Here is a 24,768-nt window from a genome sequence, read left to right on the forward strand (position 1 = left end):
GCCGGTCCGCCTCGGCCGACCATGGGCCTGTCCGGCGTGACGGCTGTCACCGCGCCCGAGCGTTGAAAAAGCGATTCGATTTCGACGAACGAAGCCAAATTTCACGACCGAATTTTTCGCCTACACAGCTTGCAAAGCAACGACTTGCGACTCCTATAGTCTTCAAGGATGGCGCGCGAACGAAGCCAAACGGAGCCAGGGGGCGGCGGTGCCTCGTGTCGGGCCGTCCGTCGTCGTATGATCGACGGATCGAACGTAACAGGGAATCTTCCTCTAGCCCCGGGGTCCGAGATGTCGCGTTTCCGTTTCGCCGTGGGATTGGCCGCCGTGCTCGCCTCGTCGATCGTTTCGGCCGAGGACGAGGGGGCGAAGCCCCTTTTCGACGGCAAGTCGATCGACGGTTGGAAGGTCGAGAGCGGCACGGCCGAGTATCGCGTCGAGGGAGGCGCCATCGTCGGGAAGACGGTGGAGGGGTCGGGCAACACGTTCCTCTGCAAGGGTCCGTTCAAGGACTTCGTGCTGGAGTTCGACGTGAAGTGCGATCCCGAGCTGAACTCGGGCGTCCAGGTCCGCAGCCACCTCCGCGACCCCGACGACCAGGGCCTGCGTCGGCTTTATGGCCCCCAGTGCGAGATCGCCAACAACGGCACCGCCGGCAAGTTCTACGACGAGGCCCGAGACGGCAAGTGGATCGACGGCGAGGGGCCGAAGTCCCCCGAGGCCGAGAAGGCGTTCGACGACCAGGGCTGGAATCGCTACCGGATCGTCGTCCAGGGCGACCGCTACCGCTCCTGGGTCAACGGCGTGCCGACCGCGGATTTCCGCGACGGCCGCGATTCCGAAGGGTTCATCGGGCTCCAGGTCCACGGCATCGCCAGGGGGACCGGCCCCTACGAGGTCCGCTGGAAGGACGTGACGATCCGCGAGTTGGCCCCCGGCCAGGCCGCCGACTGACGGGGCCGCCCCGACGCCGGAAGTGAAGGCCGCACTAGGCAAATCGGCGTGGGGCCAGTAAATTCGATCGGCCGATTTCCTCGCGCGGCGCCGCGGCGTCGTCGACCATCCATCCGAGGACGGCGCGGCGAGAGGGATCGGCCGCGGCCGTCCGTCGCAAGTTGAGAGACGCTACCTCCATGATGATCAAAGCGAACGACATCCGCCGCGGCATGGTGATCACGATGGAAGGCGTGAACTACGTCGTCGTGGACTTCGCCCATCACACCCCGGGCAACCTCCGGGCGATGGTCCAGACCAAGCTCCGGAACATGAACTCCGGGACCCTGATCGACAAGCGCCTGCGTTCCGTCGACCAGATCGAGGTCCCGTTCGTCGAGACGAAGGAGTACGAGTATCTCTACTCCGCCGGCGACGAGCACGTCTTCATGGACACCGAGACCTACGACCAGCTCCACTTCTCGCCCGAGATCATCGGCACGTCGATGAGCTTCCTGCTGCCGAACTCGAAGGTGATGGTCAAGTACATCAACGACAAGGCGGTCTCGATCGAGATCCCGGACTCCGTCGAGCTGGCGGTGGCAGACACGCCGCCGGCGCTGCAGGGCGCCACGGCGACGAACCAGTACAAGGAGGCGGTGCTGGAGACCGGCCTGAAGGTCCAGGTGCCGCCGTTCATCAAGCCGGGCGAGAAGATCCGGATCGACACGCGCACGTCCGAATACCTAGAACGGGTGAAGTGAGCCGCGAGGCGTCGCCTCGACGCGGCCGACGCGGGGCGGGGGCGACTTCGAGCCATCCCGCCCGGCCGGAGCCGCTCGCCCAGCCAGCCGCCGACGGAGGCCGCGGACCGTGGATGAGATGACAAGCCTCCTCGCCGACCTCGTCGCCATCCCCAGCGTGAACCCGATGGGGAGGGCGGTGAGCGGCCCGGAGTATTATGAAGGTCGCGTCAGCACCTTCCTGGAAGCGTGGTTCCTGGAGGCCGGCATCCCGGTCGTCCGCCAGCAGGCCGCCCCCGGGCGGTCGAACCTCCTGGCGCGCTACACCGCGCCGGACCCCGCCGCCCCGACCTTGCTGTTCGACGCCCACCAGGACACCGTGCCCGTCGACGGCATGACGATCCCGCCGTTCGAGCCCCGCGTCGAGGGGGGGCGGCTGTACGGCCGCGGCGCCTGCGACGTGAAGGGGGGGATGGCGGCCATGCTCATGGCCTTCCGCCGCCTCTGGGTGGAGCGGCCCGAGCGGTCGGCGTCGGTGGTCCTCGCCTGCACCGTCGACGAGGAATACACGCACATCGGCTCGAGCCTCCTGGCCCAGACCGAGAAGGACGTGACCCTGGCGATCGTCGCCGAGCCGACGAAGCTGGACGTCGTCCCCTGGCACAAGGGCTCGGTGCGCTGGAAGGTGAAGACCGGCGGGGTGGCCTGCCACAGTTCCACGCCCCACCTGGGCTCCAACGCCATCTACCGGATGGCGGAGGTGGTGGGGGCCATGGCCGAGCACGCCGACGACCTGGCCCACGCGACGCCCCACCCCAAGCTGGGCTCGCCGACGATGTCGGTCGGCCGGATCCAGGGGGGGCAGAGCGTCAACATCGTGCCGGACGAGTGCGAGATCGAGATCGACCGCCGCCTGATCCCCGGCGAGACCCCCGACGCGGCCGTCGAGCGCGTGCGCCGGTTTGTCGCCCAGCGCTGCGGCCTGGAGGGCGTGACGTTCCTCCCCGCGTGGACGCGCATGCCGGCGCTCGAGACGGCGATAGGCCCGTGGATGGATCCGCTGGCGGAAGCCGTCGCCGCGGCCGTCGGCCGTCGGCCGGAGTTGGTGGGCGTCCCGTATGGCACCGACGCCGGCCCACTGGGGGAGGCCGGGATCCCGGCGATCGTCTTCGGCCCCGGCGACATCGCCCAGGCCCACACCAAGGACGAGTGGATCGAGCTGGAGCAGGTGGCCCTGGCCTCCGAGGCCTACTACCGCATCGCCCTGGCCCTGGCCTGACCGGCCCGAAAAGCAGGAAGCCGCTCCCGCCCCCCTTGGGAGAGGGGGGCGGGGCGGCTTCCATCGGGAGCGTCCCGACGAGATGCGAGGCCCCAGGCCTCCGATGTCGTCGCCCCGGAGCGACCCGACCGGGTCGGCTCAGAAGACGTCCATCGTGAAGTGGTTGCCCTGGTAGAACTTCTTCTTGTTCCAGTCGTGCCAGCCGTGGGGGTGCCGGAACTTGCCCAGCACTCGGTAGCCGCCGTAGAAGTTGCGGTAGTACGGGCCCTGGATCTGGGGCACGATCCGCTGCTCCCGGGGGTACTTGTACCAGCCGTCGTACAGGCCCTGGTACTCGAACCCGTTGCCGGGGACCTGCGGGGGCACGTACGGCCAGTGCAGGTAGTCGTTCCAGTCCTGGGCCTTCGCCGAACCGCCCAGCGAGAACGCCAGGGCCAGAGCGAACGCCGTGATCCATGAACCTCGCGACACGATCCACCTCCGTGTAGGGTTTCAACCCGATCCAGGATCAACTTGCCACACGATCCCGGGCCGCGCGGCGATGCTCCGCGAGAATTTCCACCCCCGAGGAATGGTTATGACTCCCGCGAAGAGTCGCCCGCCCGCGACGGCGGCGCCGGTCGCCTCGATCCGATGGTTCCTCGCGGTCGCGACGCTCGTCGTCACGCTCGGCTCGGGCGTGTGTGCCGCGCAAGGCGATGAACCCGAGCGGCCGAACCTCGAACGTTGGGTCAAGACGCTCGCGTCTCCCGAGATGGAGGGCCGGAGCGGGGAAGGGGGGCGAAGGGCCGCCGGGCTGATCGCCGACGAATTCCGCCGCCTCGGCCTGGAGCCGCTGTTCGACGGCGACTACTTCCAGGAGATCCCCGCCGCGCCGCCGGTCCAGACGGCGGGACGGAACGTGGGCGCCATCCTCCGCGGGAGCGACGCCACCCTGGCCGCGCGCCACGTGATCCTCTCGGCCCACTACGACCACCTGGGCGTCCGTCGCGGAGTCCTCTACCCCGGCGCCGACGACAACGCGTCGGGCGTCGCCATGATGCTCGAATCGGCCCGGTGCCTCGTCGAGCGGGCGGAGAAGCCCCGGCGGTCGCTCGTCTTCGTCGCGTTCGATCAGGAGGAAGTCGGGCTCTATGGCTCGCGGTACTTCACGTCCAGGCCGCCGTTCCCGATCGAGTCCATCGACCTGTTCATCACCGCCGACATGATCGGTAGGTCGTTCGGCGGCGTCTGCGAGGACCTCTTCTTCGTGATGGGGACCGAGCACATCCCGTCGCTCCGCCCCTGGCTCCACGAGGCCGTCGCGGGCCGTCCCGTCCGCATGGGGGTGCTGGGAGCCGACCTGCTGGTCCTGAACCGCAGCGACTACGGGCCGTTCCGGACCCGCAAGGTCCCGTTCCTGTTCTTCAGCACCGGCGAGAACCCCGACTACCACGCGCCGACCGACACGCCGGAGACGCTCGACTACCCGAAGCTCGCGGAGATCAGCCGGGTCATCCACCGGATCGTCGCCCGCGCCGGGGACGCCGACTCGCTCCCCCGGTGGGACGACCGGCCCGATCATCCGCTGGAGGAAGCCCTCGCGCTGAGGGACGTCCTCCGGGCGCTCCGAGCCCACGGCGATACCCTGGGCCTCAACGCGGTGCAGGGCCTCGTGATCGCCAACGCGCTGCGGACCCTGGACGGCGTCGCAGAGCGGGGGGCCGTCACGCCGGCCGAGCGCGCGAGCGTCATCCAGGCCGCCCGGATCGTGCTGATGACGGCCTTCTGACGCCTGGCTAATCCACCACTTCGAGCCGGATCGGCCCCGCGCCGACGCCAGGGCGAGGCGCGGGGGGGAAGGGGGCAAAGCGAGGGAGGAGCCCCGGCGGGCGGGGGCCCGGGGCGGGGGGCGGGATGAAGTTGTCGGGACGGAGGCCGGGGGGATTGAACTCGTCCGGGACGATCGGGACGATCCCCGGATCGCCGTCCGGGGCGGGCGCGAACGGCGCGTTCGGCATCCGATCCTGGTCGTCCCCCTCCTCGAAGGCGGCGAAGGGGTCGGCCGGCTCCGTGCTGAGCGGGCGGCCATCGAGGCCCACCCCCATCCGCCGAAGCGCCGCGTCCGACGACTTCTCGCGCAGGTGGGCCACCCAGCCGGCCTGGGGGGACGCCTCGTCCGCGAGGACGTACCCGCCCGCCGCCTCCTCGATCGACATGGCCGTCGATCGGGCCTCCCGCCCGAGGTAGTCGATGATCCCGCGGGCGGCGTCGACCTTGCCGGCCCCCAGGAGGATCTGGGCGCGGAGCCCCAGCAAGCGTAGTCGAGCGTCGGGGTCCTCGGTCGCGGCCTCGACGGCATCGAGCCAGCGCGAGGCGGAGTCGTAATCCTGGTTCAAGTACGAGAAGAATAGCCGGAACTCGTCGAGCCCGTCCGTCTCCCCCTCGGCCGGTTCCTTCAGCAGCGGCGCGGCGAAGCGGGCGAGCCGGCCGAGCGTGTACCGCCGGGGGTGGACGCCGCCCAACTCGGCGAGGATCGGCAGGGCCGTGGGGCGCGACGGGGTCTCGTCCCCGCTCGGAAGCCACTCGCGGAGATGGGCCAGGGCGCAATCGGCCAGCCGGTCGAGCCAGCGACGACGAGTCGTCTCGTCCGGCGCCAGGAGCGTCAGCTCCTCCGTGTCGAGGTCGATCAGGGCCAGGAGGCCGGCGCCCGTCCCGTCGTCCACGCGAAAGGCCGCCGTCCGGCCGTCCGGCGCGAGGGCGGGGGAGCCGATCCGCATGCCGGCGTCGAGCGGGTGGAAACGCTTGAAGGTGTTCTGCGTCCGCACGTTCCCCCAGCGGAGCACCTGCTCCTCGTCCCCCGTCTCGATGAGACAGATCCCCTCCTCCTGGGTCTCGTCCATCGACAGATCCACGCGGATCGAGGCGGGCCTCTCGCGGGGGCCGATCAGGCCCGGCCCGCGGAGCCGGCGCTGATTGTCGGCCGGCGGGATGGCCTCCAGGGTCGAGGGGCGGCCCAGCATGCGGCCGTCCAGGTCGATCTGGACGAGATCCCGCTGAGCGTTCCGCAGCGGCCCGCGGAGGGGGTTCGTGATCGCCAGCAAGGATTGGCCGTCCGACGCCCAGCCCAGGAAGTCGGTGGTCAACGACGAGTCGACCCACAACGGGCGCTCGTCCCCAAGCCGCGACGGGTTGACCCGCAGCGCGACCAGGGGCGCGCCGCCGGGGCCCGGCTCCACGGTCAGGTAGGCCAGCCGCCGACCGTCGGGCGACCAGGTGGGGGAGAGGCCGTCCTCGAAGGTCTCGACGGCCCCGCCCCCGGCTCCCCCCGGCGACACCAGCCAGAAGCCGGCCGGCGACCCCGGTCGCGGCACCGCCACCCGGCGGCCGTCGGGACCGAGCGCCGGCCTGATGGAGGCGATCGCCTCGCGACCGGCGGCGTCCAGCGTCAGGTCGGGATGGATGACCTCGACTCGCTCCTCGTCGAGCCCGGAACGGACCACGACCTCGAATCGACCTCGGCGGTCCCCCCCCCCGTCGGGGTCCGACGGCACGAACCGGGCGTAGGCCATCGCGCGGCCGTCGGCCGACCAGCAGGGGGAAGACACCGGATCGGCCGTTTCCTGGATGAGCACGCTCTCCAGCGACGGGAACCGCGCGGCCCATACGCGATGGATCCGGCGGCCGGGCGCGCCGGCGGGGGGCGGAGGCGGCGCCTCGGTCCGTAGCAGCCAGCCGCGGGGCAGGGCGGGCGCGTCGGCCGCCTCGACGGCCGTCCAGGCGATCCAGCGGCCGTCGCGGGACCAGTCGACCGGGCCCGTGGGGTGAGAGGTTGCCGACGCGGCGGTCAGCAGGCATGCAACGCCGAGGAGGCTCGACGCCATCATCGGGACTCTCCGTCGGGTGTGGACGAGGCCGAATCCCGCGCCTCGGGACCGACATGATTTCAAGTATAGGGCCGAGACGGCCGAGATCCTAGGTTGAAACGGCGCGCGCGGGCCTCCCCCATTTGACCGCCGACGCCCAGGTTGTATCCTCACATCGAAAGGGGCTGGAGGCCCCGCCGCCCGCTCCCCGTCGACGCCCGTCCCCTTGTGAGAGGGCGTCGGCCGGCGATATGATGCGGGGTCGCCCGCGACGGATCCCCGCGACGTGTCGGATACCGGACGGCTCGCGAGTCGAGCCCCTTGAGTCTCGCCCTCTTGATCTCGGGAGCTTCCATGCGTTTCGTCCTCATCGACCGGATCCTGGACGTCCAGCCGGGCCGCTCGCTCCACGCCGTCAAGAACCTGTCGCTGGCCGAGGAATACCTCGCCGACCACTTCCCGGGCTTCCCCGTCATGCCCGGCGTGCTCATGCTGGAGGCGCTCACCCAGGCCGGGGCGTGGCTGATCCGCGAGACCGAGGACTTCGCCCACAGCATCATCCTGCTGAAGCAGGCCAGGACGATTAAGTACGGCAGCTTCGTGGAGCCCGGTCGCCAGCTCGAGCTGAAGGTGGAGATGATCTCCAACGAGGCCCCCCTGGCGACCTTCAAGGGCGTCGGGCTCATCGACGGGCAGGAGATGGTCAAGGGGCGCATCATCCTGACCCGATACAACCTCCGCGACAAGAACCCGACCCTCCACGCGACCGACGCCACGATCGTCGCGGGCCTGCGCGACCTGTATTCCACGCTCCGCAAGGGGTCGGTGGGCGCCAGGGCCATCGCGCGGACCCCCGAGCCGGCCGGGGTCAAGCTGAACTGACGCCGCCCTCCGTCCCCACGTCGGCCGCGCCACCGTCGCGACCGGCGCGGGCGTCGCGACCGGCCCCGACGGGGGCCGGAAAGTCGCCGCGTCCCGCCGGGTCGGGCCGTATGATTGCCCAGAGTTAGTGGTGTTGCAAGGAATCCCGATTTGCGGGACAATGCCGGGCGAGCTTCCGGGACCAGGCCGAAGGAACCGGAATCTTCCCCGCCAGCGAATCGGGCCCACGCCTTGAGACCCGCCCCCTTGAAGTTCGCACCCCGATCCCGCCGACGATTAAGTGAGCCGACTTGATCGCAGGCACGTCCGCGTCCCGATTCGACCGGGGATCGAGTGCGAGCCCTGTACCCCTTCTATCCCGAGGATGACATGCCCGCATACGACGAGATCTTCGAGAAGGTCCAGTCCACCCTGGTCGACGCCCTCGGCGTGGATGAGGACGACGTCACCCGCGAGTCGACGCTCCAGGGGGACCTCGGCGCCGAGTCGATCGACTTCCTGGACATCGTCTTCCGCCTGGAGCGGAACTTCGGGATCAAGATCCCGCGCGGCGAGCTGTTCCCGGAGAACCTGGTCGCCGATCCCGAGTGGATCGCCGACGGCAGGCTGACGTCCAAGGGCGTGTCGGAGCTGAAGGCCCGGCTGCCGTTCGCCGACCTCTCGAAGTTCGAGTCCGACCCGGACGTCGAGAAGATGGGCGACCTCTACACGGTCGACATGCTGGTCCAGTACGTCCAGAGCAAGCTGGCGGCCTGAGGCGGGCCCCCGCCTCGATCGGGCCGAGCCGAACGACCCGCGAGCCGACGGCGGGGGGCCAACGCCCCCGCGTCGTCCTCGTCGGGCCGGCAGCCCGGCCCGCCTCCTTCTCTTCCCCCTCCGGCCCCGCGGCGCGCCCGACCATGCGATGGATCTGGATCGACAAGTTCACCGAGTTCCGGAGCGGTCAGTTCGCGCGAGCGATCAAGAACCTGACGCTCGCCGAGGAGCACCTGCACGACCACTTCCCGGGCTACCCCGTGATGCCCGCCTCCCTCATCATCGAGGGGCTGGCCCAGACGGGGGGGATCCTGGTCGGCGAGGCGAGCAACTTCACGGAGAAGGTCGTGCTCGCCAAGATTCCCCGGGCCGAGTTCCTCGGCGTGGCCTGCGCCGGCGACCAGCTCACCTACGAGGTGACGCTGACCGACCTGCGGGCCGAGGGGGCCGTCGTCGACGCGAAGGCGTTCCTGGCCGGCGAGCTGCTCTGCGACGCCGAGATCGTCTTCGCCCACCTGGACAACACGCGGGCCAACCAGATCTTCGGCCCCAAGAACTTCGTCTTCACGCAGCAGCTCCTCGGCGTGCTCGACCTGGCCAAGGCCCAGCAGCGGGCCAAGGAGCAGGACGCCGGGGCCGCGGCGGCCGACGGCCAGGCCGAGGGCGGGCCTCCCGCCTCCTCGCCGGCGAGTTGAGGCGGCGGTTGTCGCCACGACGGCGAATCTCGGGTAGAATGTAGGCACACGGGGGTCGGTGACGTTGCGCGGGGGCCCCGCGTCCGGCCTCGGGCCGGGCGAAGCCCCGCGAGAGATCGACCGGGCGCTCCACGGAAAATCGACGGGTCATTCATGCTTGGTTCCGAACGCCGCGTCGTCATCACCGGGCTGGGTTTCGTCACCCCCCTGGGCGACACCCCCGATCGCATCTGGGAGCGCCTCGCTTCCGGGCGGGGTGCGCTCCAGCGGATCGAGTCGTTCCCGGTCGCCGGCCTCCCCTGCGACATCGTCGCCGAGATCCGCGACTTCGACTTCCTGAAGGGCTACGCCCTGCCGAAGTTCCGCAAGGCGCTGGGCAAGAGTCGGAAGTACATGGCGCGGGACATCCAGCTCGCCGTCGCCGCCGCCCAGCGCGCCGTGAGCGACGCCGGGCTCGTCGACGGGGGCGTCGACCCGACCCGCATCGGGATCGACCTCGGTGCCGGCCTGATCTCGACCGACCTCGACGAGTTGGCGCCGGCCATCGCGATGGCCTCCTCGGCCACCGGGCAATTCGACTTCTCGACCTGGGGACGGGAGGCGATCGGCGTCGTCGAGCCGATCTGGCTGCTCAAGTACCTGCCGAACATGCTGGCCTGCCACATCTCCATCCTGATGGACTGCCAGGGCCCCAGCAACTCGATCACCGAGGCCGACGCCTCCTCCAACCTGGCCGTCGCCGAGGCCGCCCGGATCATCGCCCGCGGCAAGGCCGACGTCATGGTGACCGGCGGGGCGGACTCCAAGATCCACCCGCTCAGCCTGGCCCGGATGGGCCTGTACGGGACGATGTCCCGCTGGGACGGCGAGCCCTCCGCGGGCCTCCGCCCGTTCGACGCCCGCCGCGACGGCACGTTGGCGGGGGAGGGCGCCGGTATCCTCATCCTGGAGGAGCTGGGACACGCCCTGCGTCGCGGGGCCACGATCCACGGCGAGATCCTCGGCGCGGGGTCGGGCTGCGACGCCATGCCCGCCGGGGGCCAGGATCCGGACGGCGGCGGGACCGAGGTCGCCATCCGCTCGGCCCTCCGCGAGGCGGGGATCGGGCCGGCGGACGTCGGCCACGTCAACGCCCACGCCGCGGGCTTCCCGGTCGGCGACCTGGCCGAGGCGAGGGCCTTCGGGCGCGTCTTCGGGCCGGGCAAGGTGCCGGTGACCGGGCTGAAGGGCCACCTGGGCAACATCGCCTCCGGGGCGGGGGCGGTCGAGCTGATCGCCAGCCTCGTCGGCGTCAACCGCGGGCTCGTCCCGCCGACCATCAACTGCGACGACCTCGACCCGGCGTGCGAGATCGACGTCGTGACGGGCGAGCCGCGGCCGGCGGGCTCGCCGATCTTCGTGAACACCAACGTCACCATCAACGGCCAGGCCGCCGCCGTCGTCGTCCGGGGCGGCCCGGTCGCCGACGCGGGTTGAGCGCGGGCCCCGCGAGTTCGAACGATCGATCTCGGTCCTCCAGGAGGTCGGGCCTCGGCCCGGCGAGTCGCCCCATGCGTCGGGTCGTCGTCACAGGAATGGGAATGGTCACCCCACTGGGGAGGGACGTCGAGTCGACCTGGTCGGCGCTCCTCGCCGGCCGGAGCGGCGTCGGGCCGATCACGCTTTTCGACGCCCACACGTTCCCCACCCGGATCGCCGCCGAGGTCAAGGGCTTCGACCTGGCCGAGTACATCGACGACGCCGGGCGTTGGGCCGAGCACTCGCGCAACACCCGATTCGCCCTGGCCGCCGCCAAGATGGCCATGGACGACTCCGGCCTGGCCGAGCACGAGGCGCTCGACCGGACCCGGTTCGGCGTCTACCTCGGCGCGGGGGAAGGCCAGCAGGACTTCGTCCGTTTCGTGAAGCTCATCTACAAGACGGGCAAGGCGGGGAAGGTCTCCACCGAGGAATTCACGAAGCATGGCGTCCACGACCTGCACGTGATCCACGAGTCCGAGCAGGAGCCCGGGACCCCCGCGGCGCACCTGGCGGCCCGGTTCGGCGCCCGGGGGGCGAACTCGAACTGCCTCACCGCCTGCGCGGCCAGCTCGCAGGCGATCGGCGAGGCCTACGAGATGATCCGCCACGGCTGCGCCGAGGTGATGCTCTCCGGCGGCACGCACAGCATGATCCACCCGTTCGGCGTGACCGGGTTCATCCTGCTGACGGCCCTCTCGACCCGCAACGACGAGCCGACGAAGGCCAGCCGCCCGTTCGACCGCGACCGCGACGGCTTCATCATCGGCGAGGGCGCCGGCATGCTCATCCTTGAGGAACTCGAGCACGCCAAGGCGCGCGGGGCCAGGATCCACGGCGAGATCGTCGGCTACGGCTCCACGGCCGACGCCTTCCGCATCACCGACAGCCACGACGAGGGCCGCGGCGCCATCGCCTGCCTCCGCGAGGCCCTCGACGGGGCGGGCGTAACGCCGGAAGACATCGACTACATCAACGCCCACGGCACCAGCACGTCGGTCAACGACTCGATCGAGACCCTGGCGATCAAGCGCACGTTCGGGGAGACGGCCTACAAGGTCCCCATCTCCAGCACCAAGAGCATGATGGGCCACCTGATCGCCGCGGCGGGGAGCGTCGAGGCCATCGTCTGCCTCCTGACGATCCGCGACGGCGTCCTCCCGCCGACGATCAACCTCGACAACCCCGACCCGGAGTGCGACCTCGACTATATCCCGCTCGAGGCGAGGAAGAAGCACGTCGACGTCGCGCTCTCCAACAGCTTCGGCTTCGGCGGGCAGAACATCACCCTGATCCTCAAGCGCTACACCGACTGACCGCAGCGCGTCGCCGATCGTCGGGCCGCCCCCCAGGGCCATCCGGGGCGGCGGCCGGGCGCGACGGCGGGCCAATACCAACATCGAGGGCGCATCCGTGGCCGGCCTCTCCTCGCTGATCCTCATCCTGTCGCTCGTCATTCTCGCGCCGGTCGTCGTCATGGGCGGCTTCCTGCTGTATTGCATCTGGGCGTACGCCTCGGTGATCCGGCGGATCTTCGAGGAGCGGCCGATGTTCCTGCCGCTGAAGCTGACCCCGGAAGACGTGGGCGAGCCGGCCGAGTTCCCCTCGCCCCAGGGCCTGACCCTGCGAGGGAGCTACTTCAAGGCCCGGACCGACTCGCGGGTCGGCGTCCTGGTCTTCTGCCACGAGTTCCTCAGCGACCGCTGGAGCTACGCCCCGTACCTCGACCACCTGCGGGATCGCGGCTTCGACATCTTCAGTTTCGACTTCCGCAGCCACGGGCGCAGCGACGTCGACCCGAAGTACGAGCCGCTCCAGTACGCCTCGAACCACGAGGTCGACGACCTCCGGGCCGCGCTGGCCTACCTGCGCTCGCGCCCGGATCGGGACCTCGCCGGCTTCGGCCTGTTCGGCGTCAGCCGGGGCGGTGGGACGGCGATCCTGGCGGCGGCCGACGAGCCCGACGTCTGGGGCGTCGTGACCGACGGCGCGTTCCCGACGCGCGGCACGATGACGGCCTACATCATCCGCTGGGCGGAGATCTTCGTCCGGGCCAAGTGGTTCCTCCGACTCGTCCCCCGGTTCATCTTCTCGACCCTCGGCGACGTCTCGCGGGCGGGGACCGAGCGCAACCGGAATTGCCACTATCCGAGCTTGGAGCGGGCCGTCGAGCGGCTCTCGCCGCGGCCCTGGCTCCAGATCCACGGCACGCGCGACGTGTACATCGGCCCGGACATCGCCCGCGAGTTCTTCGCGTGCGCCCGCGAGCCGAAGGAGCAATGGATGGTGGCCGGCGCGAAGCACAACCGCTGCCGCGAGACCGAGCCCGACGATTACGCACACCGCCTGGAGGACTTCGTCGACCGCCACGCCCCGCGTCGGCCGCTGGCCGAGGTCGCGGACGAATCCGAGGTCTCATCCTTCGCCGGCGCGGCGAGCCCGGGCCGCGTCGTCGCGCCGGGGCTGGTCGCCAACGTCGCCTCCCCCGTCACCGGCTGACCTCCCAACCTCGGGACGCCCATGATCAAGTTCATCAAGCGGCTGGTCGGCCGCCCGATCGCGAACCGCGCCCGCCGGCTCGCCGCCGACTTCCACCGCCAGGCGGCGGACGCGCGGAGGGTCCAGCGCGAGCTGCTGCTCTCTCGGATCGCCCGGCACGCCGACTCCGACTTCGGCCGCGACCATCACTTCGGCGAGATCCGCTCCCCGGAAGACTACCGCCGCCGCGTACCGATCGGCGACTACACCAGCCACGAGCCCTACATCGATCGGGTCCGCGACGGCGACCTCTCGGCCCTGTTCGGTCGCGGCACAGAAGTCCTGATGTTCGCGATGACGTCCGGGACGACCAACCGCCCCAAGACCATCCCCGTCACGCGCGAGTCGCTCGAGAACTACCGCGAAGGCTGGCTCATCTGGGGCATCACCGCGTTCGACGCCCATCCCGACATCATCGAGAACGGGCTTCGCCCCATCCTCCAGATCGCCAGCGACTGGCGCGAGAGCCACACCTCGGCCGGCATCCCTTGCGGCGCCATCACCGGCCTGACCGCGTCGATGCAGTCGCGAATGGTCCGGACGACGTACTGCATGCCGCCGTCCGGCTCGCGGATCAAGGATGTCGAGTCCAAGTATTACGTCGCGCTGCGGTCGTCCGTCCACAAGGACCTGGGGACGATCATCGCGGCCAACCCCAGCACGATCCTCAACATGGTCCGGCTGGGCGACCGCGAGCGCGAGACCCTGATCCGTGACCTTTATGACGGCGCCCTGTCCTCCAAGTGGGCCATCCCCGACGACGTGCGGAAGGAGATGCGTTTCCGCATGAGCATCCGTCGCAAGGACGCCGCGCGACGGCTGGAGAAGATCGTCGCCGAGAACGGGCGGCTCCTGCCCAGGGATTACTGGCCGAACCTGGAGTTCCTCTCCAACTGGATGGGGGGGACGATGCGGGCCTACCTCCGCGGGTACCCCGAGTTCTTCGGCGAAAAGCCGGTCCGCGACGTCGGCCTGATCGCCTCCGAGGGGCGGATGACCATCCCCATCGAGGACGGCACCCCCGCCGGCGTGCTGGACGTCCGCCACCACTATTTCGAGTTCATCCCCGAGGAGGAGGCCGACAAGGCCGACCCCCAGGTCGTCGAGGCGGCCGACCTGATCGAGGGCAGGAACTACTTCATCCTCCTGTCCACCGCCGGCGGCCTGTACCGCTACAACATCTTCGACCTGGTGCGCTGCGTCGGCTTCCATGGCGAGGCCCCGGTCGTCGAGTTCCTGAACAAGGGGGCGCACTTCTCCAGCCTGACCGGGGAGAAGCTGTCCGAGCACCAGGTGATTTCGGCCGTCGAGGCGGCCCAGCGGGCCGCCGGGGTCCGGCTGCGGTCCTACCTCCTGCTGCCGGTCTGGGGCGACCCGCCGTCGTATGGGCTGCTCGTGGAGGCGTCCGACATCCCGGACGAAGCGACGGCCGCGCGGCTGGACGCGGCGGTGGAGGAGCAGCTCCGGGCGTTGAACGTGGAGTACGCCGCCAAGCGCGACAGCCTCCGCCTCGGCCCCGTCCGCACGACCCGCATCAAGGACGGCGCCTGGGCCGAATTCCAGAAGCAACGGCTCGCCCGAAGCGGCGGGACCGTCGAACAATACAAGCAGCCGCACCTGATCCCCGACGTCGATGCCGTCCGCGCGTTCCCGACGCTCGCGGCCATCGACGCCGGCCCGGGGTAAGCGGAGTAGGGCAGGGCGGGGCGGAGCCTCGGCATGGAAGCGAAGGCCCGCGCGCGGCGGTCGGCCTGGACGCGCGGGCCGTTATATGGTAAGCGTGCGAACGCTTGTCCAATCAGGGCCACGGCTCCGGGCCGCCGCACGACCCTCCGTCGGGCGGAATTCCCCATCCGAGGGGGAGTGACGTACATGAATCCGGCGAACCACGCCGTCGCTAAGTATCGAACCGGCCGGCGCATCGTCCTGTCGGCCGCCGTCGCGGCCGGCCTGGCCTGCGCCTCCGGGTGCGCCTCGGGCGGCCACGTCTGGCACGCCGGCACGAGCGCGATGTCCGGCTTGCTCTGGTCCCGCGCGACCGCCGACCCCGGCGGGTACGACGCCTACGCCGAGCAGATGGCCAACTCCAAGGCCGTGCTCGCCGCGCGTGGGGTCGACCCCGCCCAGCCCCGGCCCGCGGCCGCCGCCGACACCTCGCCCAGGCTGGAAGACGGCGACCGCAAGCCGTCCGCGACGCCCGAGGCCCTCCCGCCCGGCGCGGACACTCGGCGACCCGACCCGAGCCTGCGCGTCACCCTGGGACGGCCGGAGAGCGTCCCCGTCCTGCGAGAGCACGACGGCGCCCCGGGTCCGCTGCTGGCCGCGAACACGCCAGCCCGCGCGCCCGAGGCCGCGTCCCCGGCCCTCGACGCGCCCGCGGCGCGACCCGAGCGACCGGCCGCGCCCGCCGTCGAGCCTCCCCCCGTCGAGGCCCCTCAGCTCGCCGCGGCCGAGCCGGCGAAGGCGCCCGAGACGACGCTCAAGGAGCTGCTCGAGGAGGCCCGCGAGAGGCTCGAAACGATGCGGACCTACCAGGTCGCCATCACCCGCACCGAGCGGGTCAACGGCCAGGTTCTGCCGGAAGAGAAGGCCCTCCTGAGCATCCAGCGCAACCCCAAGGCCGTGCGCCTGGAGTGGCCCGACGGGCCGAACCAGGGCCGCGAGGTCATCTACTCGGCGGCGGTCAACGACAGGGTGATGCACGTCAACGTCGCCAACTCGGCGATCCCCATCCCTCGCATGACGATCCCCGTCGACAGCGTGCTCGCCATGCGGAACAGCCGGCACTCCATCACCGAGGCCGGGTTCGACACGATCTTCGACAACCTCTCGGGCCAGCTCGACGCCAACGGCCGCCCGACCGGCACCGAGGGGCGGCTGACCTACAAGGGCCTCCAGGCGGTCGAGGGGATGGACCGGCCATGCCACCTCGTCCAGCGGATCACCCCCAGCAAGGAAATCTGGCGGGTGTTCCTCGATCCCGACAGCCTGATGCCCGTCGTCGTCACCGCCCATCAGCCCGATGGCGGTCTCCTGGAGTCGTATCGCTACGACAACCTGAAGCCCAACCCGACCGACCTCGCCGCCGCCGAGGCGTTCGACCCCGACAAGCGATGGGGCGAGGCCAAGGGGCTCTTCTCCCGGATCGCCCGCGCCGCCTCGGGGGCCGCCGACACGCCCGCGCCCACCACGACTCGTTGACTGCCAAATCGGCCGGCAGCCGGGCGCGCGGCCAGGCTCGCCCGGCCTCCCCACGATGGAATTCATGAAATCCCAAGGTACGGGCTTGAAATGGGTTGGAGCCGTCGAGTCTGATGTAAGGGACGTGGTTCGGACGATTGGCCCGAGGCTTGCTTAGGATCCTGGCCGTCGACGGTATCGACGCGGATCTCGTGGGTCGGGACTATGACGTCAACAGCGGAACAGGATTACTCGATCCTCATCACGGACGATGATCCGGGGGTGCGGGAGTCCCTGCGCGACATCTTCGTCCCTCACGGCTATCGGACCTTCCTGGCCGAGAGCGGCGAGGAGGCCCTCGACATCGTGCGCGTCCATCCGGTTCACGTCGCGGTCCTGGACATGCACCTGCCACGCCTCTCCGGACTGGAAACGCTTGCGCTCGTCCGCCAGATGCGGGCGGCCCTGCCGGCCATCCTGATGTCGGGCGACTGGGACGACAACCTGATGCGTCGGGCCCTCTCGGAGCACGCCTTCTGCGTCCTGGCGAAGCCCGTCAGCCGCCACATGGTCGTCCACGTGGTCCACAAGGCCCTCCAGAAGTTCTACAACAACTGAGCCGATCCTCGCCGGTCAGTCTCCATCGGTCGCCGGGATCAGTTCCCCGGTGCCGCGGAGGTAGCCGACCAGGCCGTCGAGCTTCCACCGGCCGTCCTCCTCGACGAGCCGATGGACGACGCCCGTCCGGCCGGTCGGGCAGAGCCAGACCTCCCCGCCTTCGCGCCAGGCGCGGAAGTTCCGGCCGATCGACCTCGGCAGGCCCTCGACGCCCCCCTCGGTCGCGAAACGAATTGACCCCGAGGCCAGCCGTCGAGAGGAGAAGTAGGGGCGGGCCGCCGCGGCCCGATCGGCGTCCGTCATGCCGGGGTGGTTCGCCACGGCGATCAAATCCGAGTACGCCCGGACCGCTTCCCTGACGGGGCGCGTGGCGACGATCTCGTAGGCCAGCAGGCCCGCGAGAGCCACGACGGCCGCCCCGGCGATCAGGACGTTCCGTGTGGTCGTGGTCACGGCTTCACACGGGCTTTCAGGTCGTCGCGGAGCCGATCAACGATCGAATCCGCCCGCGCCTGGGTTAGCAGGTCCTGGACGACGGTCTTGAGCCCGCGCGGTCCCCACTGTCCTCCCTGCCGCAGGTAGGTGCCGGCCGCGTGGCCGATGACGTAGGAGGCCGTCGCGCCGGCCACGGCCTGCGTCAACCCGATCGCGCCGTAGCCGAGCGCCGTCAGCGGGGCGGCGAGCCCGCCCGACATGACCGTTAGGCCGGCCATGGACGCCTTCACGCCGCTGCCGATCAGCCGAGTCGCCATGTGGATCAGGCCCGTCGCCCCCAGGGCGAGCGTCATGTCGCGGACCAGCCGGACGGCCGCCGGCCTGGTCAGCGGGATGCCGTAGACCTTGCTGAGCGCCAGGAGCATCGCCACGTCGACCGCGACGCCCCCGGCCAGGTCCGCCACGGGGACCGGGTTCACGGCCACGGCCGCCCCCTTCGCCAGCGCGTATCGCCAGATCAGCCGGTCGGCCTCCTCCTCGCGGGCCCGGACCTTTCCCGCCAGGATGTCGGCGTGCAGGTCCCCGGCGGCGAGCAGCGTGTTGAGGGCCACTAGCGCCTTCCCCTCGCCGCCGAGGACGTCCAGGATTCGAGCCCGCAGGGGCTCGATCAGCGGGGCGGGGCGCTCCCATTCGGTCCGCGTGGAACCGTCGGGCATGCGGACCTTGACCGGGGTCGGGTCCGGGCGGGCTGCGCAGAGGATAACGTCCTCGGGTCGGACGAGCCCGTTGACGCGCTCTTCTTCCAGCTTGGCGATGATGGCGTCGCGGTCGGCGTCCGGGTAGCGATCGACCTGGTTGAAGACCAGGATGATCGGCTTGCGATGGCGGCGAAGCTCGGCCAGGGCGTCGACTTCCAGGCGCTGCATGTCGCCGGAGATGACGAACAGGATGAGGTCGGCCCGGCGGGCGGCCTCGCGGGCCTGGGCCTCGCGGATCTCACCGCCGATCTCGTCGATCCCGGGGGTGTCGACCAGGATCAGGCGGGCGTCCGGGAAGCCGCCGGGCTCGGCCTCGACCCAATCCTGCGCGCCCCGGCGGACCGTCGTGCCGTGGGTCGCGCCGACCTCGAAGGTCTCGCGGCCCAGGAGAGCGTTGAGGACCGACGACTTGCCCCGGCTGACCATGCCGAAGGCGACGATCTCCACGGTCGCCTCGTCCAGCTTGCGGGCCAGGTCGCGGAGCCGGTCGAGCTGGGGGGCCATCGCCCGCTCTTCCTCCGGCGTGAGCCGGAGCGCGTCGAGCGTGCCCTTCAGGCTCTCGCGGGCGCGCTCCACGGCGTCGGCCCCTCCCTCAGCGCCGGCGACCTCCGCGGCGCGTTCCAGGTCGTCCAGCAGCGGGCCGACGGCCTCGGCCCCGGGGGGCGCGGGTGTCGGCGTCTCGTCGGCCTCGGCGTCGGTCGTCTCCATCGTCTCGTCCTTGCCGTCACTCCGGCGTCGCGGGCTTCAGCCCCGTCTTGCTGAGGAAGCGGTCGAACGCCTGTCGGGCGAACGCCTGGAGGAAGTCGGCCCGGCTGACGTCCTCGAAGCGGCGGAGCAGGGCGGCCTCGATCCCGCCTTCGCCCCAGCGCTCGCCGTCACGATAATAATCGGCGAGCGCCTCCCCGGCGATCCGCGCGAGGTAGGCCGCCGTCACCGCCTGGACGGCCCCTCCCGCCAGGAACGTCGCCGGGCTCCGCTTGAAGATCCCGGCGATCACCGACGCGGCCGCTTCCGGCAGGCCCGCCTTGAGCATGGCCTGGGCCAGGTTGCCGGCCGTCGCCCGGAGCCGCGCGGGGGACGGGTCGAGGTCGTGCACCCGGGCGAGGTCGGCCATCAGGTCGAGCTGGACGACGGCCCCTTGCACCAGGTTCAGCGCGGGGACGGGATTGACGAAGACGGTCGTCGCCGTGACCCACTGGTAATGCTCGATGAGTTCCGCGGACCTTCGGCGACGCTCGGCGTCCAGGATGGAGTGGGCCTCCTGCTCCAGCGACCTCGTCTTGAGCAGGAGATTGGCCACGCGGAGCAGCTTGCCCTCGTTCGCCAGGACCTTCGCCATCCGCCCGCGAAGGTCGTGGACGTCGGGCTCCTGGACCTCGATCACGGTCTCCTGCGAGCCGTCTTCCCGGATCACGCGGACGGGGATCGGCCGAGGGGACGCGGCGACGGCCACTACGTCCTCGGGGGGGACGACGCCCGCGAGGCGTTCGCGGAGCTTGGCGAGGATGGCCTCGCGGTCGGCGTCCGGGAAGCGGTCCTTCTTGTTGAAGACGACGATCGACCGCTTGCCGAGACGGGCCAGCTCCAGGACGGCCGAGTATTCGCCCCGAACGAGGTCGTGGTCGACGACGAACAGCAGCAGGTCGGCGCCCCGGGCGAGCCGCCGGGCCTCCGCCTCGCGCTCGCCCCCTTCGAGCCCGGCCTCGGCCAGCCCCGGCGTGTCGACGATCCGCAGGATCCCCTCGACGCCTTCGAGCGCGTGGACGTGGCTGTCCCCCCGGCGAGTGGTCCCCATCACGGCGCCGACCTCGCCGACCTCGCGGCCGATCAGGGCGTTGACGAGCGAGGTTTTCCCCGCCGAGACCGTCCCGAAGACGACGATGTCCATCTCGGCCCGTCCGGGCTCCGCATCTTGGCCCTCGTCCAGCTTCGCGAGTTCCCCGCGCAGCTCCTCGCGACGGCGCGTGTCGCGGATCTTCTCGATGTGCTCCCGGGCCCGAGCCGACTCTCGACGAGCGGCCTCGGCGAGCGCCGCGGGGTCGAGCGCGGGGGGAGCTTCCGCGGGGCGGCCGTCGCGGCGAGTCGGGAAGGCGACCCACGCCACCCACGCGAATGAGGAGGCCGTCGCCAGCCCCAGCGGGATCAAGAGCGCCGGCAGCCAGGGGCCGAGCCGATCGCCGGCCATCGCGACCGTCGCGAACAGCGCCACGGCGACCGTCGCGACGACGAACGGGACCAGGCGACGGGGCAGGGGGCGCGAAGAGGGCATGCGATCAAGGCTCTCGAAGGGGAAATTGAGATCCGTCAGGTTCTCGAACCCGCCTGGCGTTGTGAAGCCGGAAGCTCGGTTCCGCACCAGGGGCAGAATTGGATCGATCGCACGGCCGATCCTCCATCGTGGACGATTAGCCCATATTCGTGGAGGCTAGGCGAGTAGTGAACGAGACAATCCGGGCAGTCGAACCGATTCGCGTGTTGCTCGCAGATCCGTCGGACTTCCCGGTGCATGTCGTCGCAGCAATGATGATCCATCCAATGATCCTCAATCCCTTGGTCCGTTCCACCCGCCATGGGCGGCTCGCTCATTATAAGGGGGACCGCATTCAAGCACCGCCTCGCCAGGGGGACGGCGGGATTCCGCCGCCGCCCGGGCACGGTTATCCTCGTAATCGACGCGGGGACGAGCGCGGCCGATTTCCACCGGGGGGACGTGATGCGGGACGAGACGCATGGCATGGACCGTCGCGATTTCCTGATGGCCGCCGCGGTCGCGGCCGGGGTGGGGGCGTTGCCGCGATCGGCGGGGGCCGGCATGGCTCCCGCGATCCGGGACGAGGTCGACGCCTTCCTCCAGGATTACGTCGCCCGTTGGCTGCCGCTGGACACCGCCGCGAGCGAGGCGTCGTGGGCCGCCTCCACCGACGTCTCCGAGGCCCACACCGCGGCGCAGGTGGAAGCGGGCCAGGCCGTCTTCGAGGTCGTCGGCTCCCCCGAGGTCATCGAGAAGGTGACGCGGTTCCTCGCCGCGAGGGACGAACTCGACGAGATCCAGGTCCGTCAGCTCGAGAAGATCCGCCTCCGCGCCGCCGAGGCCCCCGGCACGCTCCCCGAGGTCGTCAAGGCCCGCGTCGAGGCCGAGGCCAGGCAGGGGGCGGCCCAGGACTCCTTCGAATACACCGTCAGGAAGGCCGACGGCTCGGTCGAGAACCCGTCGGCCAACCGGATCGACCAGGTGCTGCTGACCTCCCGCGATCTGGACGAGCGGCTGGCCTACTGGAACGCGTCCAAGGAGATCGGCGCGCCGCTCCGCGATGGGATCCTCAGGCTCCGCGACCTGCGGAATCAGCTGGCGCGCGGCATGGGCTTCTCGGACTTCTTCGCGCTCCAGGTCGCCGATTACGGCATGACCGTCGACGAGATGCTGGCCCTCTGCGACGGGTTCGTCGCCGAGGTCAGGCCCCTTTACGGCCAGCTCCATACATGGGCCAAGCACCAGCTCGCGGCCCGCTACGGCGCCGAGGCCCCGGAGGGGATGATCCCGGCGCACTGGCTGTCGAACCGGTGGGGCCAGAACTGGCCGGGGCTCGTCGAGGGGGTCGACATGGACGCCCCGTTCCGGGGGAAGACCCCGGAGTACGTCGTCGAGCAGGCCGAGCGGTTCTACACGTCGATGGGCTTCCCCAAGCTCCCGCAAAGCTTCTGGACGAAGTCGGACCTATACCCGGCCGACCCCGTCACCGGCCGCAAGAAGAACAGCCACGCCAGCGCCTGGCACATCGACCTGGAACAGGACGTCCGCAGTCTCATGTCGGTCGAGGCCGACAGCCGGTGGTTCGACACCTCGCACCACGAGCTGGGGCATATCTACTACTACCTCGCCTACTCGACGCCCGAGGTGCCCCACCTCCTCCGCGCGGGCGCCAACCGCGCGTTCCACGAAGGGGTCGGCGACCTCATCGGCCTGGCCGCCGGACAGCGCCCGTACCTCAAGGAGGTCGGCCTGCTCGCCCCCGAGGCCGAGGCCGCGCCGGCGACGACCTTCCTCCTCTCGTCGGCCCTGGAGGGGGCGTCGATCGTCTTCCTCCCGTGGGCGGCCGGCGTGATGACCCGCTTCGAGCACGACTTCTACTCCGGCGCCGTCGCCGACGACGCCCTCAACGCCGCCTGGTGGAAACGCGTCGGAGAGTACCAGGGAATCGCCCCGCCGGCCGAGCGGCCCGAGACCCTCTGCGACGCCGCCACCAAGACCCACATCAACGACGACCCGGCGCAGTACTACGACTACGCCATAGGCACCGTCATCAAGTTTCAGCTCCACGACCACATCGCCCGCGAGATCCTCAAGCAGGACCCGCGCGAGTGCAACTATTACGGCAACGAGAAGGTCGGCGCCTTCCTCCGCGACATCCTCAAGCTGGGAGCCACCCGCGACTGGAACGCCGTCCTCCGCGAGGCCACCGGGGAAGGTTTGACCGCCCGGCCCCTCGTGGCGTACTTTGAACCCCTGAAGGCATGGCTCGAAACCGAGAACCGGGGAAAGCCCGCCGGCTGGCCCTCGTAACCCGGAATCACCCTCGCCACCGGCCGGCCGACGCCCCGGAGAGTTGGCTTCGTTCGCGCCGGCGGCCCGACCTCGATTCGATCGCAACCACCTATTTGGCAAGTCGTTTAGGGCGAAACGAGCTTGGCTTCGTTCGTCGTTTTCGAAGAGGTTTCTTACTCCTCAGTCGAGTGGCGTTTGGAACTCGAGGCCCGGGCGAAGACCGCGATCACCTGAATCTCAGGGCCGGGTCGAGGCCCAGCCTGGGATATGCGTCGTTTAATGGTTAACCACGGCAATGTCAGGGATGTTGGCTCCTCTCGTAGGCTGGGTCGTGACCCAGCCCGCGGAAGCCGAAGCGTATCCCGGAGCTGGGTCTCGACCCAGCCTACGGGAGGGATGGACACGGGACACGTTCCTTACCGCGTCGGCCTTCGACCGGCGTGTTGGCTTCGTTCGCGCTTTGGACTTCCGGCTCGATTAGCGTAAATGCCTGATTCATCATTGCCTTACGAATCATATAGCCTGGCTTCGTTCGTCAATTTCGAAGAGATTTTCATCCTCGGCACCGGCCGAGGGAGGATGGGCGTGGGCGTGGCGTGGCTCGACCAGCCGTCGCGTATCCAAGCCTCCGTCCCCGCTCCCGGCACGATCAGGGGCGACCGGTGACCCGGGGCCGGCTTGCATAAGGGCTGGGATTTCGTTCGCCCTGGGCGCGTACCTTCCCCCCGCCTGTTCGCCGATATCGAATTGCCAAAGAACCCGACTCCAGACCTTCACTCCTCGTAGTGCTATACAAACGGCGGTTCGAAACTTCGCGGCGGCGATTTAATTCGAGCCAAGTCAAGTTCCATCATCGCAAGCAATCTCGCTTCAACGATTTAGGGAGACCGAGGTTTCCCCCGGCTCCCGCATTTTTTTCAGGCTGCGGTGAATCATGGCGAGAACGACTCGGCGGGAGTGGTATTCGTGGCTGATCGCGGGCACCGTGTTGGCCTGCCGCGGGGGGGTCGCCACGGCCCAGGATGGGAAACCGGCCGGGCCGGAGCCCGAGGGGATGGTCTGGGTCCCCGGCGGGGTCTTCACGATGGGCACCAACGACCGCGACGCCCATGACTCCGAGCGGCCCGCCCACAAGGCGCGGGTCGACGGCTTCTGGATCGACGCGACCGAGGTGACGAACGCCCAGTTCCGCGAATTCGTCGAGGCCACCGGCTACAAGACCACGGCCGAGCGCCCCATCGACTGGGAGGTGTTGAAGAAGCAGGTACCCCCCGGCACCCCGAAGCCCCCCGACGACGTGCTGCGCCCGGGTTCGCTGGTCTTCACGCCCCCGGTCGGCAAACTCCCGCCGGGGGGGCTGGAGGACATCTCCAACTGGTGGAAGTGGGTCGTCGGCGCCGACTGGCGGCATCCCGAAGGCCCCGATAGCTCCATCGAGGGGAAGGACGATCATCCCGTCGTCCAGGTCTCGTACGAGGACGCCGCGGCCTACGCCAGGTGGGCCGGCAAGCGCTTGCCGACCGAGGCCGAATGGGAGCGCGCGGCGCGTGGCGGAAACGAGAACTGGAAGTACGGCTGGGGGGATGTCTTCGCCCCCGGCGGGAAGCGTCTGGCCAATACCTGGCAGGGGCGGTTCCCGGAGATGGCGGAGGACGCCGACGGCCACCCGCTGATCGCGCCGGTGAAGTCGTTCGCACCCAACGCCTACGGGCTGTACGACACCATCGGCAACGTCTGGGAGTGGTGCTCCGACTGGTATCGCCCGGACACCTACCGCCTCGACGGCGACGTCGCCGTGAGGGACAACCCCCGGGGGCCCGCGAAGAGCTACGACCCCGAGGAGCCCTATCAGCCGAAGCGTGTCACCCGCGGCGGCTCGTTCCTTTGCAGCTCCAACTACTGCACCAACTACCGTCCCAGCGCCCGCCGCGGCACCGCCACGGATTCCGGCATGTCGCACCTGGGCTTCCGCTGCGTGAAGGACGCCTCGCCGGCGAAGTGAAGCGGGCCCCTCGATCCGTCGCCCGTCGCCTCGCAGGAGCCGA

Annotated in this window: 20 protein-coding genes; 15 read left to right on the forward strand and 5 right to left on the reverse strand. The window is 70.1% G+C overall.

Translation table 11 applies throughout. From position 1 onward, the window contains the following. Window positions 1–291 precede the first annotated feature (291 nt). The 3 genes from WG209_RS23615 (at window position 292) to WG209_RS23625 (ending at window position 2,955) form a co-directional block, all read left to right on the forward strand. A complete protein-coding gene (locus tag WG209_RS23615) occupies window positions 292–954 on the forward strand; it encodes a DUF1080 domain-containing protein (RefSeq protein ID WP_337177565.1) in 663 nt (220 codons plus the stop codon). 179 nt (window positions 955–1,133) lie between these two features. After that, complete coding sequence (gene efp / locus WG209_RS23620; RefSeq protein ID WP_337177566.1) at window positions 1,134–1,697, forward strand: elongation factor P; 564 nt, start codon at window positions 1,134–1,136, stop codon at window positions 1,695–1,697. 118 nt (window positions 1,698–1,815) lie between these two features. After that, window positions 1,816–2,955 carry a M20 family metallopeptidase gene (locus tag WG209_RS23625; protein ID WP_337177594.1) on the forward strand — a complete coding sequence of 380 codons (1,140 nt, stop codon included), beginning with the start codon at window positions 1,816–1,818 and terminating at the stop codon, window positions 2,953–2,955. Window positions 2,956–3,093: 138 nt separating this feature from the next. Here WG209_RS23625 and WG209_RS23630 read toward each other — a convergent pair whose 3' ends face one another. After that, entirely contained in the window at window positions 3,094–3,426 is a 333-nt protein-coding gene (locus tag WG209_RS23630) for a hypothetical protein (RefSeq protein ID WP_337177567.1), read from the reverse strand. A 106-nt stretch (window positions 3,427–3,532) separates the two neighbouring features. Between WG209_RS23630 and WG209_RS23635 the strand changes: the two genes are divergently transcribed. Continuing rightward, complete coding sequence (locus WG209_RS23635) at window positions 3,533–4,726, forward strand: M20/M25/M40 family metallo-hydrolase (protein WP_337177568.1); 1,194 nt, start codon at window positions 3,533–3,535, stop codon at window positions 4,724–4,726. Between the two features lie 7 nt (window positions 4,727–4,733). On the opposite strand, the gene WG209_RS23640 is transcribed toward WG209_RS23635, so the two are convergent. Continuing rightward, on the reverse strand, window positions 4,734–6,821 hold the full coding sequence (locus WG209_RS23640) for a hypothetical protein (protein ID WP_337177569.1): 2,088 nt from the start codon (window positions 6,819–6,821) through the stop codon (window positions 4,734–4,736). A gap of 333 nt (window positions 6,822–7,154) precedes the next feature. On the opposite strand from WG209_RS23640, the gene WG209_RS23645 reads away from it, so the two are divergent. The 9 genes from WG209_RS23645 (at window position 7,155) to WG209_RS23685 (ending at window position 16,987) form a co-directional block, all read left to right on the forward strand. Next, a complete protein-coding gene (locus WG209_RS23645; protein WP_337177570.1) occupies window positions 7,155–7,682 on the forward strand; it encodes a 3-hydroxyacyl-ACP dehydratase FabZ family protein in 528 nt (175 codons plus the stop codon). A gap of 369 nt (window positions 7,683–8,051) precedes the next feature. Next, window positions 8,052–8,438: an acyl carrier protein gene (locus WG209_RS23650; RefSeq protein ID WP_337177571.1), complete on the forward strand. Its 387-nt coding sequence runs from the start codon at window positions 8,052–8,054 to the stop codon at window positions 8,436–8,438. Window positions 8,439–8,581: 143 nt separating this feature from the next. Beyond that, on the forward strand, window positions 8,582–9,133 hold the full coding sequence (locus WG209_RS23655; RefSeq protein WP_337177572.1) for a 3-hydroxyacyl-ACP dehydratase FabZ family protein: 552 nt from the start codon (window positions 8,582–8,584) through the stop codon (window positions 9,131–9,133). A 153-nt stretch (window positions 9,134–9,286) separates the two neighbouring features. Further along, window positions 9,287–10,609: a beta-ketoacyl-[acyl-carrier-protein] synthase family protein gene (locus tag WG209_RS23660; protein ID WP_337177573.1), complete on the forward strand. Its 1,323-nt coding sequence runs from the start codon at window positions 9,287–9,289 to the stop codon at window positions 10,607–10,609. Between the two features lie 74 nt (window positions 10,610–10,683). Continuing rightward, complete coding sequence (gene fabF, locus WG209_RS23665; RefSeq protein ID WP_337177574.1) at window positions 10,684–11,967, forward strand: beta-ketoacyl-ACP synthase II; 1,284 nt, start codon at window positions 10,684–10,686, stop codon at window positions 11,965–11,967. A 97-nt stretch (window positions 11,968–12,064) separates the two neighbouring features. Further along, on the forward strand, window positions 12,065–13,150 hold the full coding sequence (locus WG209_RS23670; protein ID WP_337177575.1) for an alpha/beta fold hydrolase: 1,086 nt from the start codon (window positions 12,065–12,067) through the stop codon (window positions 13,148–13,150). Between the two features lie 21 nt (window positions 13,151–13,171). Further along, window positions 13,172–14,875, forward strand: coding sequence for a GH3 auxin-responsive promoter family protein (locus tag WG209_RS23675; protein WP_337177576.1), 1,704 nt, complete (start codon window positions 13,172–13,174; stop codon window positions 14,873–14,875). Between the two features lie 186 nt (window positions 14,876–15,061). Further along, window positions 15,062–16,390: a DUF1571 domain-containing protein gene (locus tag WG209_RS23680; protein WP_337177577.1), complete on the forward strand. Its 1,329-nt coding sequence runs from the start codon at window positions 15,062–15,064 to the stop codon at window positions 16,388–16,390. Window positions 16,391–16,594: 204 nt separating this feature from the next. Beyond that, the gene (locus tag WG209_RS23685) at window positions 16,595–16,987 is read left to right on the forward strand and encodes a response regulator (protein WP_337177578.1); all 393 of its coding nucleotides are present in this window, start codon (window positions 16,595–16,597) and stop codon (window positions 16,985–16,987) included. Between the two features lie 15 nt (window positions 16,988–17,002). Here WG209_RS23685 and WG209_RS23690 read toward each other — a convergent pair whose 3' ends face one another. From WG209_RS23690 to WG209_RS23700, 3 genes are read right to left on the reverse strand one after another with little or no spacing between them, the layout of a single operon-like run. Beyond that, window positions 17,003–17,440 carry a hypothetical protein gene (locus tag WG209_RS23690; protein WP_337177579.1) on the reverse strand — a complete coding sequence of 146 codons (438 nt, stop codon included), beginning with the start codon at window positions 17,438–17,440 and terminating at the stop codon, window positions 17,003–17,005. After that, the gene (locus WG209_RS23695; RefSeq protein WP_337177580.1) at window positions 17,437–18,888 is read right to left on the reverse strand and encodes a DUF697 domain-containing protein; all 1,452 of its coding nucleotides are present in this window, start codon (window positions 18,886–18,888) and stop codon (window positions 17,437–17,439) included. The genes WG209_RS23690 and WG209_RS23695 overlap by 4 nt, the downstream gene beginning before the upstream one ends. A gap of 16 nt (window positions 18,889–18,904) precedes the next feature. Beyond that, window positions 18,905–20,449, reverse strand: coding sequence for a GTP-binding protein (locus WG209_RS23700; protein WP_337177581.1), 1,545 nt, complete (start codon window positions 20,447–20,449; stop codon window positions 18,905–18,907). A gap of 465 nt (window positions 20,450–20,914) precedes the next feature. On the opposite strand from WG209_RS23700, the gene WG209_RS23705 reads away from it, so the two are divergent. Beyond that, window positions 20,915–22,741 carry a M2 family metallopeptidase gene (locus WG209_RS23705; RefSeq protein WP_337177582.1) on the forward strand — a complete coding sequence of 609 codons (1,827 nt, stop codon included), beginning with the start codon at window positions 20,915–20,917 and terminating at the stop codon, window positions 22,739–22,741. A gap of 916 nt (window positions 22,742–23,657) precedes the next feature. Continuing rightward, window positions 23,658–24,725, forward strand: coding sequence for a formylglycine-generating enzyme family protein (locus tag WG209_RS23710; protein WP_337177583.1), 1,068 nt, complete (start codon window positions 23,658–23,660; stop codon window positions 24,723–24,725). The last annotated feature ends 43 nt before the right edge of the window (window positions 24,726–24,768 follow it).

This window comes from Paludisphaera sp., assembly GCF_037189885.1.
In the GTDB taxonomy this organism is placed as follows: Bacteria; Planctomycetota; Planctomycetia; order Isosphaerales; family Isosphaeraceae; genus Paludisphaera.

Bases quoted from the DNA above. Each gene is read 5' to 3' on its own strand.
- WG209_RS23615 (WP_337177565.1), top strand. From the start codon at position 292: ATGTCGCGTTTCCGTTTCGCCGTGGGATTGGCCGCCGTGCTCGCCTCG.
- efp (WP_337177566.1), top strand. From the start codon at position 1,134: ATGATGATCAAAGCGAACGACATCCGCCGCGGCATGGTGATCACGATG.
- WG209_RS23625 (WP_337177594.1), top strand. From the start codon at position 1,816: ATGACAAGCCTCCTCGCCGACCTCGTCGCCATCCCCAGCGTGAACCCG.
- WG209_RS23635 (WP_337177568.1), top strand. From the start codon at position 3,533: ATGACTCCCGCGAAGAGTCGCCCGCCCGCGACGGCGGCGCCGGTCGCC.
- WG209_RS23640 (WP_337177569.1), bottom strand. From the start codon at position 6,821: ATGATGGCGTCGAGCCTCCTCGGCGTTGCATGCCTGCTGACCGCCGCG.
- WG209_RS23645 (WP_337177570.1), top strand. From the start codon at position 7,155: ATGCGTTTCGTCCTCATCGACCGGATCCTGGACGTCCAGCCGGGCCGC.
- WG209_RS23650 (WP_337177571.1), top strand. From the start codon at position 8,052: ATGCCCGCATACGACGAGATCTTCGAGAAGGTCCAGTCCACCCTGGTC.
- WG209_RS23655 (WP_337177572.1), top strand. From the start codon at position 8,582: ATGCGATGGATCTGGATCGACAAGTTCACCGAGTTCCGGAGCGGTCAG.
- WG209_RS23660 (WP_337177573.1), top strand. From the start codon at position 9,287: ATGCTTGGTTCCGAACGCCGCGTCGTCATCACCGGGCTGGGTTTCGTC.
- fabF (WP_337177574.1), top strand. From the start codon at position 10,684: ATGCGTCGGGTCGTCGTCACAGGAATGGGAATGGTCACCCCACTGGGG.
- WG209_RS23675 (WP_337177576.1), top strand. From the start codon at position 13,172: ATGATCAAGTTCATCAAGCGGCTGGTCGGCCGCCCGATCGCGAACCGC.
- WG209_RS23680 (WP_337177577.1), top strand. From the start codon at position 15,062: ATGAATCCGGCGAACCACGCCGTCGCTAAGTATCGAACCGGCCGGCGC.
- WG209_RS23685 (WP_337177578.1), top strand. From the start codon at position 16,595: ATGACGTCAACAGCGGAACAGGATTACTCGATCCTCATCACGGACGAT.
- WG209_RS23695 (WP_337177580.1), bottom strand. From the start codon at position 18,888: ATGGAGACGACCGACGCCGAGGCCGACGAGACGCCGACACCCGCGCCC.
- WG209_RS23700 (WP_337177581.1), bottom strand. From the start codon at position 20,449: ATGCCCTCTTCGCGCCCCCTGCCCCGTCGCCTGGTCCCGTTCGTCGTC.
- WG209_RS23705 (WP_337177582.1), top strand. From the start codon at position 20,915: ATGGACCGTCGCGATTTCCTGATGGCCGCCGCGGTCGCGGCCGGGGTG.
- WG209_RS23710 (WP_337177583.1), top strand. From the start codon at position 23,658: ATGGCGAGAACGACTCGGCGGGAGTGGTATTCGTGGCTGATCGCGGGC.